General features: G+C 40.9%; 15 protein-coding genes. 13 read left to right on the top strand and 2 right to left on the bottom strand.

The window, feature by feature from the left end:
- Positions 1-103: 103 nt before the first annotated feature.
- The 3 genes from AC1TO6_RS12480 to AC1TO6_RS12470 all read left to right on the top strand — a co-directional run bounded on the left by AC1TO6_RS12480 (position 104) and on the right by AC1TO6_RS12470 (position 3,619).
- Positions 104-1,174, top strand: coding sequence for a Fe(3+) ABC transporter substrate-binding protein (locus tag AC1TO6_RS12480; RefSeq protein WP_482101931.1), 1,071 nt, complete (start codon positions 104-106; stop codon positions 1,172-1,174).
- A gap of 68 nt (positions 1,175-1,242) precedes the next feature.
- A complete protein-coding gene (locus tag AC1TO6_RS12475; RefSeq protein WP_482101930.1) occupies positions 1,243-2,874 on the top strand; it encodes an ABC transporter permease in 1,632 nt (543 codons plus the stop codon).
- 1 nt (position 2,875) lies between these two features.
- Positions 2,876-3,619: an ABC transporter ATP-binding protein gene (locus AC1TO6_RS12470; protein ID WP_482101929.1), complete on the top strand. Its 744-nt coding sequence runs from the start codon at positions 2,876-2,878 to the stop codon at positions 3,617-3,619.
- Positions 3,620-3,946: 327 nt separating this feature from the next.
- Here the strand turns inward: AC1TO6_RS12470 and AC1TO6_RS12465 are convergent, their stop codons facing one another.
- The gene (locus tag AC1TO6_RS12465; protein ID WP_482101928.1) at positions 3,947-4,834 is read right to left on the bottom strand and encodes a cation diffusion facilitator family transporter; all 888 of its coding nucleotides are present in this window, start codon (positions 4,832-4,834) and stop codon (positions 3,947-3,949) included.
- 244 nt (positions 4,835-5,078) lie between these two features.
- Positions 5,079-5,987: an aldo/keto reductase gene (locus AC1TO6_RS12460; protein WP_482101927.1), complete on the bottom strand. Its 909-nt coding sequence runs from the start codon at positions 5,985-5,987 to the stop codon at positions 5,079-5,081.
- 70 nt (positions 5,988-6,057) lie between these two features.
- Here AC1TO6_RS12460 and AC1TO6_RS12455 point away from each other — a divergent pair, with 70 nt between their 5' ends.
- The 10 genes from AC1TO6_RS12455 to AC1TO6_RS12410 all read left to right on the top strand — a co-directional run bounded on the left by AC1TO6_RS12455 (position 6,058) and on the right by AC1TO6_RS12410 (position 14,778).
- A complete protein-coding gene (locus AC1TO6_RS12455; protein ID WP_482101926.1) occupies positions 6,058-6,603 on the top strand; it encodes an NUDIX hydrolase in 546 nt (181 codons plus the stop codon).
- A gap of 53 nt (positions 6,604-6,656) precedes the next feature.
- The gene (locus AC1TO6_RS12450; protein WP_482101925.1) at positions 6,657-7,172 is read left to right on the top strand and encodes a hypothetical protein; all 516 of its coding nucleotides are present in this window, start codon (positions 6,657-6,659) and stop codon (positions 7,170-7,172) included.
- Positions 7,173-7,266: 94 nt separating this feature from the next.
- Positions 7,267-7,725: a ferric iron uptake transcriptional regulator gene (fur, locus tag AC1TO6_RS12445; RefSeq protein WP_482101924.1), complete on the top strand. Its 459-nt coding sequence runs from the start codon at positions 7,267-7,269 to the stop codon at positions 7,723-7,725.
- 250 nt (positions 7,726-7,975) lie between these two features.
- On the top strand, positions 7,976-8,875 hold the full coding sequence (gene xerD, locus AC1TO6_RS12440) for a site-specific tyrosine recombinase XerD (protein ID WP_482101923.1): 900 nt from the start codon (positions 7,976-7,978) through the stop codon (positions 8,873-8,875).
- 36 nt (positions 8,876-8,911) lie between these two features.
- Entirely contained in the window at positions 8,912-10,102 is a 1,191-nt protein-coding gene (deoB, locus tag AC1TO6_RS12435) for a phosphopentomutase (RefSeq protein ID WP_482101922.1), read from the top strand.
- 14 nt (positions 10,103-10,116) lie between these two features.
- Positions 10,117-11,415: a pyrimidine-nucleoside phosphorylase gene (locus AC1TO6_RS12430; protein ID WP_482102021.1), complete on the top strand. Its 1,299-nt coding sequence runs from the start codon at positions 10,117-10,119 to the stop codon at positions 11,413-11,415.
- A gap of 304 nt (positions 11,416-11,719) precedes the next feature.
- On the top strand, positions 11,720-12,073 hold the full coding sequence (locus AC1TO6_RS12425; protein ID WP_482101921.1) for an anti-sigma factor antagonist: 354 nt from the start codon (positions 11,720-11,722) through the stop codon (positions 12,071-12,073).
- The gene (spoIIAB, locus tag AC1TO6_RS12420; protein WP_482101920.1) at positions 12,063-12,509 is read left to right on the top strand and encodes an anti-sigma F factor; all 447 of its coding nucleotides are present in this window, start codon (positions 12,063-12,065) and stop codon (positions 12,507-12,509) included. The genes AC1TO6_RS12425 and spoIIAB overlap by 11 nt, the downstream gene beginning before the upstream one ends.
- 3 nt (positions 12,510-12,512) lie before the next feature.
- Positions 12,513-13,301, top strand: a complete 789-nt coding sequence (locus tag AC1TO6_RS12415) for a SigF/SigG family RNA polymerase sporulation sigma factor (RefSeq protein ID WP_482101919.1) — start codon at positions 12,513-12,515, stop codon at positions 13,299-13,301.
- A 4-nt stretch (positions 13,302-13,305) separates the two neighbouring features.
- The gene (locus AC1TO6_RS12410; RefSeq protein WP_482101918.1) at positions 13,306-14,778 is read left to right on the top strand and encodes a spore germination protein; all 1,473 of its coding nucleotides are present in this window, start codon (positions 13,306-13,308) and stop codon (positions 14,776-14,778) included.
- Positions 14,779-14,786 lie beyond the last annotated feature (8 nt).

Genomic DNA, 14,786 nt, shown 5'->3' with positions numbered 1-14,786 from the left:
GAATATAAAATATAGATTGACTTCCAATGTATCTCATTATATATTATTAGTGAGATTGAGAATCATTTTCAATTATAAAATAAATGTTGGGAGTTGGAATGTCATGAAAAGAAGTTTATTCTTAGTCGTTATTGCCGTGATGCTCGTACTTGCTGCTTGTGGAAGTACAACTAAAAAGGAAAGTAGTACGGATACAAATGCAGATTCCGAAAAAAACGAGAAATCAGAAGTGAATTTGTATACAAGCCGTCATTATGACGTTGATAATGAATTATATAAAAAGTTTGAACAAGAAACCGGCATTAAAGTTAACGTCATCAAAGACGAAGCTGATGTACTAATCGAGCGCATCAAGCGTGAAGGATCTGCAACGAAAGCGGATGTATTACTAACAGCTGACGTCGGTAGACTGTATCGTGCGAAAGAAGAAGGACTACTTCAAACCGTGTCAAGTGACATCTTATCAAAACAAATACCTGAGAACTTGCGTGATATTGACGATATGTGGGTGGGTTTGACGAAACGTGCGAGAATTCTTGTGTATAATAAAGATAAAATCAAACCTGAAGAGCTTTCCACGTACGAAGCGCTTACTGAAGACAAGTGGAAAGGGCGTGTTCTCGTCCGATCTTCTGAAAGTGTTTATAACCAGTCACTTCTCGCTTCATTCATAGAGATAAATGGTGAAGAGGAAGCAAAAGAATGGGCACAAGGTCTCGTCAATAACTTTGCCCAAAATCCTGAAGGCGGAGATCGAGATCAGGCGAAAGCAATCGCTGCGGGTATCGGTGACGTCGCAATTATGAACTCATACTATTTCGGTCAAATGCTTCATTCAGAAGAACCGGAAGAAGTGAAAGTAGCAGAAAACCTTGGTGTTTTCTTTCCAAATCAAGAAACGACGGGAACACATGTAAATATTAGTGGAGCTGGAGTTATCAAAGGTTCGAAAAATGCGGAGAACGCACTTAAATTACTTGAATTTCTTACTGGGGAAGAAGCGCAAGGCGAGTTTGCCTCAGCGAATTATGAATTCCCTGTGAATGCTAATGTAGAGCCTTCAGAACTCCTTAAATCTTGGGGAGAATTTAAAGAACAAGATATACCATTATCGACTCTAGGAGAGAATAACGCGAAAGCGATTATGATTTTTAACGAAGTCGGCTGGAAATAAAAGTCGAGCCCCCTTCCGTATTTCCGGCAAGGGGGTTATTGCTGAAAAGGTAAAGGATGGTTTTTGATATGAACAAGCATTTAGCTAATGTAAACGGATGGACGATTGGTGCAATACTCATTATCATCATGCTATTTTTACCTAATATATCGATTGTAGTAGGCATTTTTTCACCAGCAAGTGAAAATTGGGCACATATAAAGGAATTCATGCTTCTTAACTATATAAAGTCATCGCTCACACTCGTTTTCTTTACGGCGCTGTTCACGATTGCAATCGGGCTCAGTCTCGCTTGGCTCATTGCCCAATATAATTTTCCGCTCAGGAACTTTATGAAATGGGCGCTTATTCTTCCATTATCGATTCCGCCTTTCATTGGTGCCTATACGTATCACGGCATCATTAATTACACGGGCGTCATTCAAAAGACACTACGTAACCATTTCGATATCATACCGAATCCTGCCTATTTTGACATTATGCATGTCCCAGGTGCGATTTTCATTTATACATTGTTTCTTTATCCGTATGTATATATGATTACGAGAATTTTTCTTTCTCATCAATCTGCTTCTCTAATTGAAAGTGCGCGGACTTTAGGGAAAGGTCCTTTTGAAATCTTCTTTAAAGTTGTGATCCCAATTTCCCGTGTATCCATAATTGGTGGTGTGAGTCTAGTAGTTTTGGAAGTTTTAAACGATTACGGGGTAGTGAAATATTTTGGAATTCAGACCTTTAGTACGGCTATTTTTCAAACGTGGTTCGGGCTTGGTGATTTGGAGTCATCCATCAAACTAGCTGCCTCTCTTATGGGAATTGTTATTGTTATTCTGATTATTGAACGTTTACTACGAGGGGGCAAACAATTTAGCTACTCCACGACAAAAGTAAGACCACTTCCACTTGTTAAACTAAAGGGGAAGAAAGCGGTATTTGCGACGTTGTACACAGTTATTATTTTTAGTGTGGCATTTTTTATACCAATCCTTCAGTTAATTGATTGGGTTATACTGACGTTTGGTAAAGTACCAATGCAGGATGTATTACTCTATACGAAAAACTCTGTTATTGTAGCGGGAATGGGTGCATTCTTAATAATTATATTTTCATTAGTAGTAGGTAACTTTAGTCGAATTGTCAGTCACAAGTTTGCCAAAGTACTGCCGAAATTAACGGTCCTCGGTTATTCGATACCCGGTGTGGTTGTAGCTGTGGCTGTTATTACAACATTCATTGCGCTTGACCGATTTCTCGCTCCTATCTATCGGTTCTTTGGTACAGATTCAGAACTTGTATTGAGCGTCAGTTTGTTTATGCTAATTAGTGCGTATGTCATCCGTTTTTTTGCAATCGGCTATAATTCAATTGAATCGGGTTTTGATAAAATTGGAACAGATTTCCGTGATGCGTCTCGTATGCTAGGAGCAAACAGCCTTCGAACATTTTTCAAGATAGATGTACCTATGATGAAGGGCGCTATTATTAGTGGATTTATTCTTGTGTTTGTAGATATACTAAAAGAAATTCCGTTAACGTTAATCTTACGGCCATTTAATTACGATACATTAGCGACAAAGGCGTTCCAATATGCAAGTGATGAAAAGATTATGGAAGCATCACAAGCATCATTATTAATTGTAGGTGTTAGCACGATTGCGATCTTTGTTTTCCATAAGTTACTAAGAGAGGAGCCGGAATAATATGTTTATAGATATTAAAAGTTTGCAGTTCTCTTATCCCAAATCCCCCTTGAAAACGATCGATAATTTCTCCTTCACGGTGGAAAAAGGAGAAATTATTTCAATACTTGGCCGCAGTGGAAGTGGAAAAAGTACACTTCTTCGTTTAATTGCAGGGCTAGAAATGCCGGCAGGAGGCTCATTTATTCTGAATGGTAAGAAGATGTTTTGCGACCAGACGTTCCAGCAACCGGAAAAACGTGGAATCGGTATGGTTTTTCAGGACTATGCACTTTTCCCGCATATGAGTGTTGAGGAAAATATTCTATTTGGGCTCCCGAAAATGACTAGGAAAGACAAAAAAAAGCGTGCACGAGAAGTGCTTGAACTCGTTGAACTAACAGGATTTGAAAAACGGTATCCTCACCAGTTGAGTGGGGGCCAGCAGCAGCGGGTTGCACTTGCACGGGCACTAGCTCCGGAACCTGAACTGATTCTTCTTGATGAGCCATTCAGTAACCTGGATACAGATTTGCAAGTGAAAATTCGTGAAGATCTTCGAAGGATTCTCAAGGCAGCAAAAATAACTGCAATTTTTGTCACGCATAATCAAAATGATGCCCACGCACTTGCGGACCGCATCGTTAAAGTTAAAGATGGAAAAATAGAAAAGGTTGGACGTCCTTGCGACTTATTGGGGGTATCTCCGACTGAGATTCCAGGAATGATCGAGATTACTTATGAAGAACTAATTGGTGCTCGATAATAAATACGTAACCACGACAAAAAGCTTCATTCCAATTTCCGGGGATGAAGCTTTTTGTTTCTAAGGATATAAAAGAGAAGAATAGTATCATGGGTGATATAAAGAACTAATAAAATCGACTGTGCATAGTCCAATAGCATATGCGAATCCTTAAATTTAAACATATTTAACAATTATCACCAAGTGTTAAAATAGTATGCTATCAGCAATAATGAAGCATTTCTATCTGGTTTATTGCCTCACTATTGTCTCCTTGACAGCCCGGAATAATAGTACAACATACGAGTATTATTAGGTACTTCCACATAATTAACACTCCTCAATAAACTAATCCTGCTCCGAATTCGAATTAGGTTCCACATGAACGTGTACGTCGTATACATCATGTTTATTTACTAATACTTTTTCAACTGATGTCGAAATACTGTGCGCTTCATTAATATTTAGGGATGATTCTACAAGAATGACCACATCGACAACTGCGTTGTTACCATACTTTCTAGCTTTTACTTCTTTTACTTTCTGAACGCCGGGTACCGCTTGAATTGTATTCTTATAGACAATCATTTCAATTTCATCAAATCCATCACTTAAATCATGAGAGGCTTGACTAAAAATATCCCATGCAGTTTTACAAATTAGATATCCTACAACTAAGGCAGTAAGCGGATCAAGCCATGGCATGCCTAATTGGGAGCCAAATATCCCAATTGCTGCACCAATACTTACCCAAGCATCTGATATATTATCCTTTGCAGCGGCCATGATAGCTTGGCTATTTATTCTTTCTGAAAGCTTTTTATTGTAACGGTATACTACATACATTACTCCGAAAGAAAAAATACCGACATATCCAGCGAGTATATCTGGAGATTCATTACCCCCTTGAAAAAAAGTGATGGCTGCACTGATTAATACCTGTATACCTACTGCCATCATGATGAAAGAGGCAAGCAAAGAAGCGATTGTTTCGCTTTTCCAGTGTCCATATTTATGGTTTTTGTCTGGTGGTCTTTGAGAGAGTTTTAACCCAACAAGTACGGCAATGGAAGCAATGATGTCGGAGGTGTTATTTAAACCATCTGCTTTTAAAGCTTCTGAATCAGTAATATTTCCTATAGTTATCTTCAATACAGAAAGAAATATATATGCAATTATACTTATTATTGCACCACGTTCGCCTAATTTAAGATCTTTGTATTTTTGTTCATCCAAAAAAGTCTCCTCCTTGCATAACTTAAACTAGGTGCTTTCTCACTGTAAATAGCATATAATTACCAAGTTGTCTTAAGGAAACAAAATCCCTTGACTGATTCCAGTCAAGGGATTTTGTTTTAAAAATATAGTGTTTGGTAAACTCATTTTTATCATTTATATCACTCGTTACATTCTGACGTCTAGACAACATAACACACCCGAGATCTTGTAGCAAGGTGAACTGCTTTTAAATGCCAACAATCTACAACTTAATGTGATGTTCTTTATATACATGTTTTTTTGCGATGTTTCTTAGTTGAGCCATTTCAAATTCACTTACCTTTTTCTCGTAAGCAATTATGGAATCGAGCAATTGTTCAGTTGTACGAGCACCAATAAGTGCAGAACCAACCGTTTTATCTTCAAGTACGAATGCAATTGCAGCTGCATGTAAATCTTCTGATTTGCTATCGAGCGATACGAGTACCTGTTTTAACGCATTTGTATCATATTCGACAAATCCGTCCGTTTTACTGGCTCTTGATAATCCTTCCGAAGTTAAATAACCTTTGGCTATCGTTCCTCGAGTAATGACAGATGCACCAGCGCTGTGTATCATTGGAAACCATTCTTCAGGTCTGCGGTCAAGTAAATTATATTGCATCATGACTGTGACTGCGGAACCACTCTCCAAAAATCGTTTAATGACGTTTGGACGAATGGAAGAAATGCCATATTGACGAATCAGACCTTCTTTTTTCAAGCTCTGAAATGCATCAATCGTTTCCTCAACATTGTCCTCCATCGTTCCCCCGTGAAGCTGGTAGACATCGATATAGTCTGTTCCTAGACGCAACAAGCTCTTTTTTACGGCAGCCATAATATGTTCTTTAGAAGAGTCCCATGTCCATCCATTACCATCCGCGTTCATTTTGTTTCCCGCTTTTGTAGCCAGGATAATTTCTTGACGCTTACCTTTCAAAGCTTTTCCAATAAGTTCTTCATTTTTACCAGCATCATATAAATCCGCAGTATCAAAATAATTTATGCCCGCATGTAGGGCAGCATCAACAATCCTTTTTGATTCATCAAAATCATTAGGAAGCGACATGCAGCCTAATCCAATTTCAGAGACGAAAAGTCCGCTATTACCCAACTCTCTTTTCTTCATAAGAACACCCCCTGTTTTTCCCATGGTACAATGACTCCATTAGAAATACCATTTGAAGGGATTGATTGTATTGAAAAATTACGAAGAAAAAACAATTTCAGGTGAAACGTTGTATGAAGGAAAAGTGATCACTTTGCGCGTTGAAAAGGTAGAGCTGCCGGACGGGAATAGCGCTATGCGTGAGCTCATCAAACACCCGGGTGCGGTCGCAATCCTAGCGATTACTGAAGAGAAGAAAATCGTTCTCGTTGAACAATATCGAAAAGCATTGGATCGTATATTAATTGAGATACCTGCCGGCAAAATCGATCCTGGAGAAAAACCTGAGATCACAGCGGTCCGTGAACTTGAAGAAGAAACAGGGTATGGCGCTAAAGATTTTACATATATTCAATCATTTGCCACTTCACCCGGTTTTGCGAATGAAATCATTCACATCTACTTGGCAAGGAACTTATATAAAATCGACAATCCTGCTTCTGGCGATGAAGATGAATTCATTGGACTGCTGGAAGTGACCCTAAAGGAAGCGGAAGAAATGGTTACATCCGGGGATATTTTTGATGCCAAAACGGCCTTTGCTATTCTTTACGCTAAAAACCTTTTAACAAAGTGAACTAATTTTGGACGGACAAGCATATGTTGTACAAACTATGCGGAGGTGCAGCTATGGTCCGTTCTTTATCGTTCATCCATTTATTCGTTATTCTCGCGATCGGTTATATTGGAGGGGCGCTTTTATTTCGTGAGATGTCTATGACCGCAGTGGAAAGAGTGGTTACCTTCTATGACGCTCGCGTTGTTCTAGGTCATGATGCAGGCTATATTAGACCTGTGGGAACGGCAGCATTATTCTTTGTCGTTGCATTCGGGTTGTCGTCGTTTAGAAAAACACGGTTCACAGTCTTATTTCTCGGTGCTGTAAAATGTGTTCTGTTTGGGTTATCATCCGCGTATTTGCTTGCTTCAGGAATGAAAATTATGGAGTATTCGATTTGGTGGTTCCCTTTTCAGTTTCTTATTTGTTTCATGTTTCTAGTGTATTGTGCTGTCCTCAGCCCGCCATACTTTATGCGTTCAACAATTGGGAAAAGACCCAATACGCGTGCGTTACCGACAATTATTGGTGTTTCAACTGCTGTAATAGCCATCGAAATTATCGTTTTTCAATTCATTTTAAGATAGAAAATCAGTTTCGCCATTTTACTCCTCGCTCCCTTTCTGTTGTCATAAGGAAAGACCGTTTGTTATAATGGAGTCAGTTTGAGGGGGGCGTCGTATGGAGAGCCGAATCGATCGGATAAAACAACAATTGCACGGGGCCAGCTACAAGCTGACGCCTCAGCGTGAAGCGACGGTTTTGGTCCTCCTTGAGCATGAGGAAGATCATCTGAGTGCTGAAGATGTATTTTTGCTAGTTAAAGAGAAAGCACCGGAAATCGGGCTTGCTACTGTGTACCGAACGCTAGAATTGCTAACAGATCTAAAGGTAGTCGATAAAATCAATTTTGGTGACGGTGTATCGCGATATGATCTGCGGCAGGAAGGCGCTGCGCATTTTCATCACCATCTTATATGTATCGAATGTGGAGCAGTGGATGAAATTCAGGAGGATCTTCTCGGAGATGTTGAAAAGATTGTTGAGAACCGTTTTGAATTCGCAATTAAAGACCACTGGTTAACGTTTCATGGCATTTGTAAAAGATGTAAATCAAACACTGATGAAAGTGGAGACTGAAACAGAGGATAGCATAAAGCTGTCCTTTTTTCATTGAAATTGAAATTGTGAAAAATGGTTCATGTATTACTTAAAGGTTGAAAAGAATGAGGGTTTTGCGTCTAGGTTACGGTCGCCAACTTTATGTCTCGATATTATGAGCTGAGTGGTGCACATCACTATGTACTGTATTCCTGAAACTGGTAAAAGGGGGAAGGGGTTTGCTTAAGTTGAAAGCAGAAGGAATTTTTATTTATGTTTCCCGCCGTTTATGAAAGATAGCGGTTTTGCACTGGAGGATTATATGCACTTCCTGAAAGTGGAGCGCCAATTATCCGTAAATACAATTGTTTCATATAAAAGGGACCTTGATGAATATATGGGGAATATGGAACTAGCAGGTTATAAATCAATCGATGACGTTGACCGTCCAGCAATACTAAGTCATCTGCGAAAGATGAAAGAAGGCGGGAAATCACCACGAACCATATCCAGGCATATTTCATCCATTCGTTCGTTTCACCAATTTTTACTTCGGGAAAAAGTAACAACGCAAGACCCAACCGTCCATTTGGAATTACCGAAACTTGAACAAAAGTTACCGCGTATTTTGTCGATGGAAGAAGTAGACAAGTTGATTGAGTCACCAGATCGTTCTAAGCCTCAGGGCGTAAGAGATACGGCCTTACTTGAAATTTTATATGGGACGGGAATGCGGGTAAGTGAACTGATTGGACTTAATATGGATGATATTCACTTATCTATGGGATTCGTCCGTGTATTTGGTAAAGGTGGTAAGGAAAGAATTATCCCGCTTGGAGGCAAGTCTATCGAGGCATGTAAGCGCTATATAGAAGAAGCTCGACCGATTTTCATCGAGAAACAAAGAGGAACTGAAGCATTATTCGTTAATATGAGGGGAACTAGACTAACTAGACAGGGCTGTTGGAAACTGTTGAATGGACATGCCTTAAAAGCGGGTATACAGAAAGAGTTGACACCACATATACTGCGGCATACTTTTGCTACACACCTTATCGAAAATGGCGCAGATTTAAGGGCAGTTCAAGAAATGCTCGGTCACGCCGATATCTCAACTACACAAATATATACGCATGTCAGCCGATCCAGGTTGAAAGACGTCTATGTGAAGTTTCATCCTAGAGCTTAAAAGTCTAAAGAAATCGTAATTTATGGAGGAAATATAATGAAAAAACAACAATTTGAACGCATCCATCTAATCGTACTCGATTCTGTGGGGATAGGGGAATCGCCAGACGCACATCTTTTCGGTGATGTAGGTGCAGACACACTGGGTCATATCGGTGAAGCTATGGGGGGATTAAATATGCCAATTATGGGCAGTCTTGGTCTTTCCAATATTAGTGAAATACAAGGCATCCCTCCTGTGAATGAACCCAGAGGCTATTTTGGTAAAATGCAGGAATCTTCTGTTGGGAAAGATACTATGACGGGTCATTGGGAAATAATGGGCCTCAATATAGATAAACCATTTAAAGTATATCCAAATGGTTTCCCACAAGAACTGATTTCAGAATTAGAACAACGCATTGGTCGGAAAGTAATTGGCAATAAACCGGCAAGTGGTACTGGAATTATTGATGAGTTAGGTCAAGAACATATGGAGACCGGCGCAATAATTGTCTATACGTCGGCGGATCCAGTATTGCAAATCGCTGCGCACGAGGGGATTATCCCGATTGAGGAACAATATCGGATTTGTGAAATAGCAAGAGAATTAACAATGAAGCCCGAGTTTTTAGTCGGCCGTGTTATTGCACGTCCGTTCATCGGCGAACCGGGTAATTTCGAACGTACTACGAACCGCCATGATTATGCATTGAAGCCATTCGGTCGTACTGTCATGAATGAAATGGTAGATGCGGGTTATGAAGTGATTGCAATTGGGAAAATCTCTGATATTTATAATGGAGAAGGAATAACGGATTCTGTACGTACTGTCAGCAATATGGACGGTGTTGATAAGTTGTTGGATGTTATGAAAAAAGACTTCACGGGGCTCAGTTTCACGAATCTGGTTGATTTTGATGCATTATTTGGGCATCGCAGGGATCCGCTTGGTTACGGAAATGCTCTGCAAGAGTTCGACGTGAGACTCGCAGAAATCATGAGTGCAATGCGTCCGAATGATTTGCTAATCCTAACTGCAGATCACGGCAATGATCCCGTCCATGAAGGTACAGATCATACAAGGGAATATGTTCCCCTTATTATTTACTCACCATCATTTAACAAGGGTGGAGCTATGCCGCAGAATGAAACTTTCTCAGACATTGGCGCGACGATTGCAGAAAACTTTAATGTGAAAATGCCTGAATTCGGCAAGAGTTTCTTAGATTTATTAGAAGAGGTGTGATGATTTTGTTCAGAATGGTTGATGTAATTGAGAAAAAACGAGATGGCTACGCCCTGACGAAAGAAGAGATTACATTCTTCGTGAATGGATATACAGATGGATCGATTCCTGACTATCAAGCGAGTGCATTCCTTATGGCGGTCTATTTCAAAGGGATGACTTCGGAAGAACAAGGATACTTAACTATGGCGATGGTAGAATCTGGTGACCAAATCGACTTGTCTGCAATCGAAGGAATAAAAGTCGATAAACATTCTACAGGTGGAGTTGGCGACACAACAACGCTAATACTTGCCCCACTGGTTGCAGCATGCGGCGTTCCCGTCGCGAAGATGAGCGGTAGGGGGCTTGGTCATACTGGTGGGACACTCGACAAGCTAGAGTCGATAGAAGGGTTTCACATTGAACTAACTGAAGAACAGTTCGTAAAGCAAGTGAATGATTTAAAATTGGCGGTCATTGGTCAAAGTGGCAACTTGACGCCTGCCGACAAAAAACTGTATTCCTTGCGTGATGTGACTGCTACGGTTAATAGTATTCCACTAATTGCAAGTTCCATTATGAGTAAGAAAATTGCTGCAGGAGCAGATGCAATTGTTTTGGATGTGAAAACGGGAGACGGCGCATTCATGAAAACGGAAGCAGACGCAAAAGTGCTGGCGCATTCAATGGTTGCCATTGGAAAGCAGGTCGGTAGAAATACGATGGCAGTCATTTCTGATATGAGTCAGCCATTAGGGTTTGCAATCGGAAACTCTCTTGAAGTGATTGAGGCAATTGAAACCCTCAAAGGGAATGGTCCAGAAGATTTGACAGAACTTTGTCTCGTTCTTGGTAGCAAAATGATTGTAGCTGGAGCAAAAGCAGATTCAATCGATGAAGCTCGGAGTATGTTAAAAGCCGTCATTGCTGATGGTTCAGCGCTTGAATTATTCGGTAAATTGATAGAAGCACAAGGTGGTAACGGTAAGGTCATACATGATATTTCATTATTGCCAACCGCACAATACCAAATAGTCGTACCAGCGTTATCATCAGGTTATGTTACGAAGATGGACGCAGATGACATCGGTGTTGCCGCAATGCTCCTCGGTGCAGGAAGAGCCACCAAAGATGCTGAAATTGATCTGGCAGTAGGAATTGTGTTAACAAAGAAAATTGGTGACGCTGTGCAAGAAGGTGAAGCGCTCGCCATCATTCATTCAAATACAGAAAATGTAGAGCAATCCATGAAACTTATACAAAAACATATTACTGTAGGAAAAGTAGCAGTAGAAGGTCCGCGTCTCATCGGAGAAATGATAACGGGCTGATAGTAATTGAAATCATAGCTCCCCCCACCAAATACTTATTGGTGGGGGGAGCTTTTTTGCTATGTAGTGGACCGCCCAATAGCCCCCGTCAACCGTTCGAGAATTCCCGCCGCCCACCCGAGAATCCGCGTCAACTAATTCTTTTTTCTCTCATGTGTAAATCGATTGGAAGACGTACATACTTTCACTAGTAGTTGGCAATGTCGAAATATAAGAACCTTTCAATGACTTTGACTAGTTCTGTCAAGTGTAAGGTTTTTACCCTCCGGTTGTGGAATAATTTGCAGGAAGGAGGGGGTTCAGCATGGCTGACATCGAAATTATTGACAATGGAATTTTAATTGCAACACTGCGAGGGGAATTGGACAATCATGAGGCAAATCGAATCCGTTCCCACATTTCGTCATCTATTTTTAGCGGACAAGTCAAGGCGGTCATTTGGAATTTGGCAAATCTCGGTTTCATGGATAGTGCAGGAATAGGACTCATTCTCGGCAGGATGCGTGATTTAGCACCTATTGAAGGGGAAACACTCATATTAAATCCATCCGTAACAATGGAGAAGATATTTACATTTTCTGGTCTGGGACCGAATATAAGGCATTGCACGGTCGATATCGCGATCGGGGAAATTGGAGGGGTATTACATGAACAATGAAATGACGTTATCATTCGTCGCTATTGAAGAAAATGAAGCGCTTGCAAGGATGGCAATGACGTGTTTTATCACGCCGTTGGACCCGACAATCGAAGAAATCTCTGAATTTAAGACAATTGTTTCAGAAGCTGTAACGAATGCGATTATTCATGGTTACGAATGTGATGGGAAGAGTCTAGTCACCCTGCATGCATTGATTGAAGGAAATAAAGTGACAATGACGGTCCGAGATGAAGGAATGGGTATTTTTGACGTAGAGCAGGCAATGGAACCGATGTTTACGACAAGACCGTTCATGGAGCGATCGGGAATGGGATTTACGATAATGGAAAGTTTCGCCGACAGTGTATCTGTCGAATCTGTACTAGGGAATGGAACATCCGTCAAGTTCGAAAAAACGTTTTCTCCGGTCCCGGAAGCAAGCAGAATGAGGTGACCCATGGACGCATCTGTTGAAGTGAAACCCGCTTTGTTGACCCAGGAAAAGATGAGGGAACTCATCAAAGTTTCACAAGAAGGTGATAAAGAAGCAAGAAGAATGATGGTAGAAGGGAATACGCGGCTCGTCTGGTCCATCGTCCAGCGATTTTCTTCCCGCGGCGCGGATCCTGAAGATTTGTTCCAGATTGGTTGTATCGGTCTTATGAAATCCATTGATAAGTTCGATTTGTCGTATGAAGTTAAATTTTCGACATATGCCGTCCCGATGATTGTTGGAGAAATTCAGCGTTTTCTTAGGGATGACGGAATGGTTAAAGTGAGTCGGTCAATCCGGGAGCTTAGTTTTAAAATTCGTCATGCAACCGATGATTACATCAAATTACATGGTAAATCACCATCTATTTCAGAAGTTGCGGCAGTACTTGAAGTAACAGTCGACGAAATCGTTCTAGCATCTGACGCCTTGCGTGATCCTGCCTCACTTCATGAGCAGCTCTATGAAAGTGAAGGAGATAGCCTAACGCTTATGGATCAGCTTCGCGATGACAGATCCGAGAGAGTATTCGATCACATCCCGCTTCGAGATGTCATATCCAAGTTGAATAAACGAGATCAGACGATTATCTACATGCGCTATTATTTGGATTGTACACAAAGTGATATTGCGGAAAGAATTGGAATATCACAAGTACAAGTGTCACGGCTTGAAAAGAAAATCCTGGCACAATTAAAACAATGGATGGGTGCAGACCCGGAAGAAAGTATTATAAAAGTGAGGACGGATTGAACTAATGGAAAAATTATTTCAGTCAATGAATGAAGCTGAAGAATGGTTTTATAGATGTTTTGGCAAAGACAAGTCGTTCGATGCCACCGCCAGGTCGTTGCACCTTTGGGAAATGCCAACAATGCTGTTTTATATTAATGGACTTATTGACGGTCTCACGATAACAATGTTATTGACGGAGATGCAAAGGAATAACGAAAGAAGTAACGAGAGGAATAACGAGAGAAACGACGATGTGGAAGATGGAGGGGAACGCTTCCTCTCTTTTTTTCCATATCATGCTGTTTCAAATGTAAAAGATACTGACGAGTTACTCACTTCGATTCTAAGTGGTATGGCAGGCTTTGTAACACCTGATGGTTATGCATTTACGATTGATATACGATCTTATCCGGGCAGGCAGCCTGACGAACCGGATAACGAAAAAGTTGTCAGAGGATCTAGAGACGGATTTACGGAGAATATCATCCAAAATACAGCGCTCGTCAGAAGGCGAATTCGAACAGAAGATTTACGGTTTGAAATGCATAAAGTGTCGATGAATGGAAAAACAGACGTCGCCATTACATATATGCAAGGAGCGGCTAGTGAAGAGCATTTAACGTATGTCCGGGAAAGATTGGATGCAATTCGTCATGATGGTCTAACGATGACAGATAAATCACTTGAAGAATTTCTCATGAAACAGCGTTTTCACCCTATGCCTTTTGTACGTTTTACAGAGCGCCCAGATATATGTGCGGCTCATTTGCTAGAAGGGCATGTCGCAATTATTGTTGATACGTCACCTTCAGCCATACTTGTACCTGCGCCTTTATTTCATCATCTTCAACATGCCGAAGAATATCGCCAGGCACCGCTTATCGGAACAATGGTCAGGTTAATGCGTTTCTTTGCAGCAGTAATGAGTCTCATTCTCTTGCCATTTTGGTATTTGCTCGCGACGAAACAACAATACTTACCAGATTTCCTCAGTTACATCGGGCCAAAAGACCTTGGGGACATCCCACTTCTTGTTCAGCTCCTCATTGCTGATGGAGGTATCGAAATACTCCGAATGGCAGCTATTCATACGCCGACGCCGATGTCGACCGCAATGGGACTTGTCGCCGCAATTGTCATTGGACAAGTGGCAATCGATGTTGGACTTTTCACTCCGGAAGTCGTACTGTATGTAGCGGTTAGCGCAATCTTCACTTTCTCTATCCCCTCTTACGAATTAAGTTTGACAACAAAGATTTTCCGATTATGCATTTTGTTATCGACAGCACTTCTTGGAGCACCTGGATTTTTCATAGCTGTTGCAGTACTATTTTACTATTTATGTTCTCTAAAGCCGATGGGTATCCCATATTTATGGCCCGCTGTCCCATTTTTCCCGAGAGCTATGTTGCGTGTTCTAGTAAGGTTTCCGATGACTGCAGATGCTCCTAGACCATTCATAACGAACTCACCTAATCGAAACCGTGTGTCCTAGACGTTGCT

The sequence above is a fragment of the Sporosarcina sp. Y352 genome, assembly GCF_056786535.1.
The sequence above is the reverse complement of the archived record's forward strand: the minus strand, read 5'-3'. Positions and strand labels throughout refer to the sequence as shown.

What these genes read in the sequence shown, in the direction of transcription:
- AC1TO6_RS12425 (WP_482101921.1), top strand. Translation starts at nt 11,720, where the DNA reads ATGGCTGACATCGAAATTATTGACAATGGAATTTTAATTGCAACACTG.
- AC1TO6_RS12450 (WP_482101925.1), top strand. Translation starts at nt 6,657, where the DNA reads ATGGTCCGTTCTTTATCGTTCATCCATTTATTCGTTATTCTCGCGATC.
- AC1TO6_RS12475 (WP_482101930.1), top strand. Translation starts at nt 1,243, where the DNA reads ATGAACAAGCATTTAGCTAATGTAAACGGATGGACGATTGGTGCAATA.
- AC1TO6_RS12470 (WP_482101929.1), top strand. Translation starts at nt 2,876, where the DNA reads ATGTTTATAGATATTAAAAGTTTGCAGTTCTCTTATCCCAAATCCCCC.
- AC1TO6_RS12460 (WP_482101927.1), bottom strand. Translation starts at nt 5,987, where the DNA reads ATGAAGAAAAGAGAGTTGGGTAATAGCGGACTTTTCGTCTCTGAAATT.
- AC1TO6_RS12430 (WP_482102021.1), top strand. Translation starts at nt 10,117, where the DNA reads ATGGTTGATGTAATTGAGAAAAAACGAGATGGCTACGCCCTGACGAAA.
- AC1TO6_RS12410 (WP_482101918.1), top strand. Translation starts at nt 13,306, where the DNA reads ATGGAAAAATTATTTCAGTCAATGAATGAAGCTGAAGAATGGTTTTAT.
- xerD (WP_482101923.1), top strand. Translation starts at nt 7,976, where the DNA reads ATGAAAGATAGCGGTTTTGCACTGGAGGATTATATGCACTTCCTGAAA.
- deoB (WP_482101922.1), top strand. Translation starts at nt 8,912, where the DNA reads ATGAAAAAACAACAATTTGAACGCATCCATCTAATCGTACTCGATTCT.
- fur (WP_482101924.1), top strand. Translation starts at nt 7,267, where the DNA reads ATGGAGAGCCGAATCGATCGGATAAAACAACAATTGCACGGGGCCAGC.
- spoIIAB (WP_482101920.1), top strand. Translation starts at nt 12,063, where the DNA reads ATGAACAATGAAATGACGTTATCATTCGTCGCTATTGAAGAAAATGAA.
- AC1TO6_RS12480 (WP_482101931.1), top strand. Translation starts at nt 104, where the DNA reads ATGAAAAGAAGTTTATTCTTAGTCGTTATTGCCGTGATGCTCGTACTT.
- AC1TO6_RS12415 (WP_482101919.1), top strand. Translation starts at nt 12,513, where the DNA reads ATGGACGCATCTGTTGAAGTGAAACCCGCTTTGTTGACCCAGGAAAAG.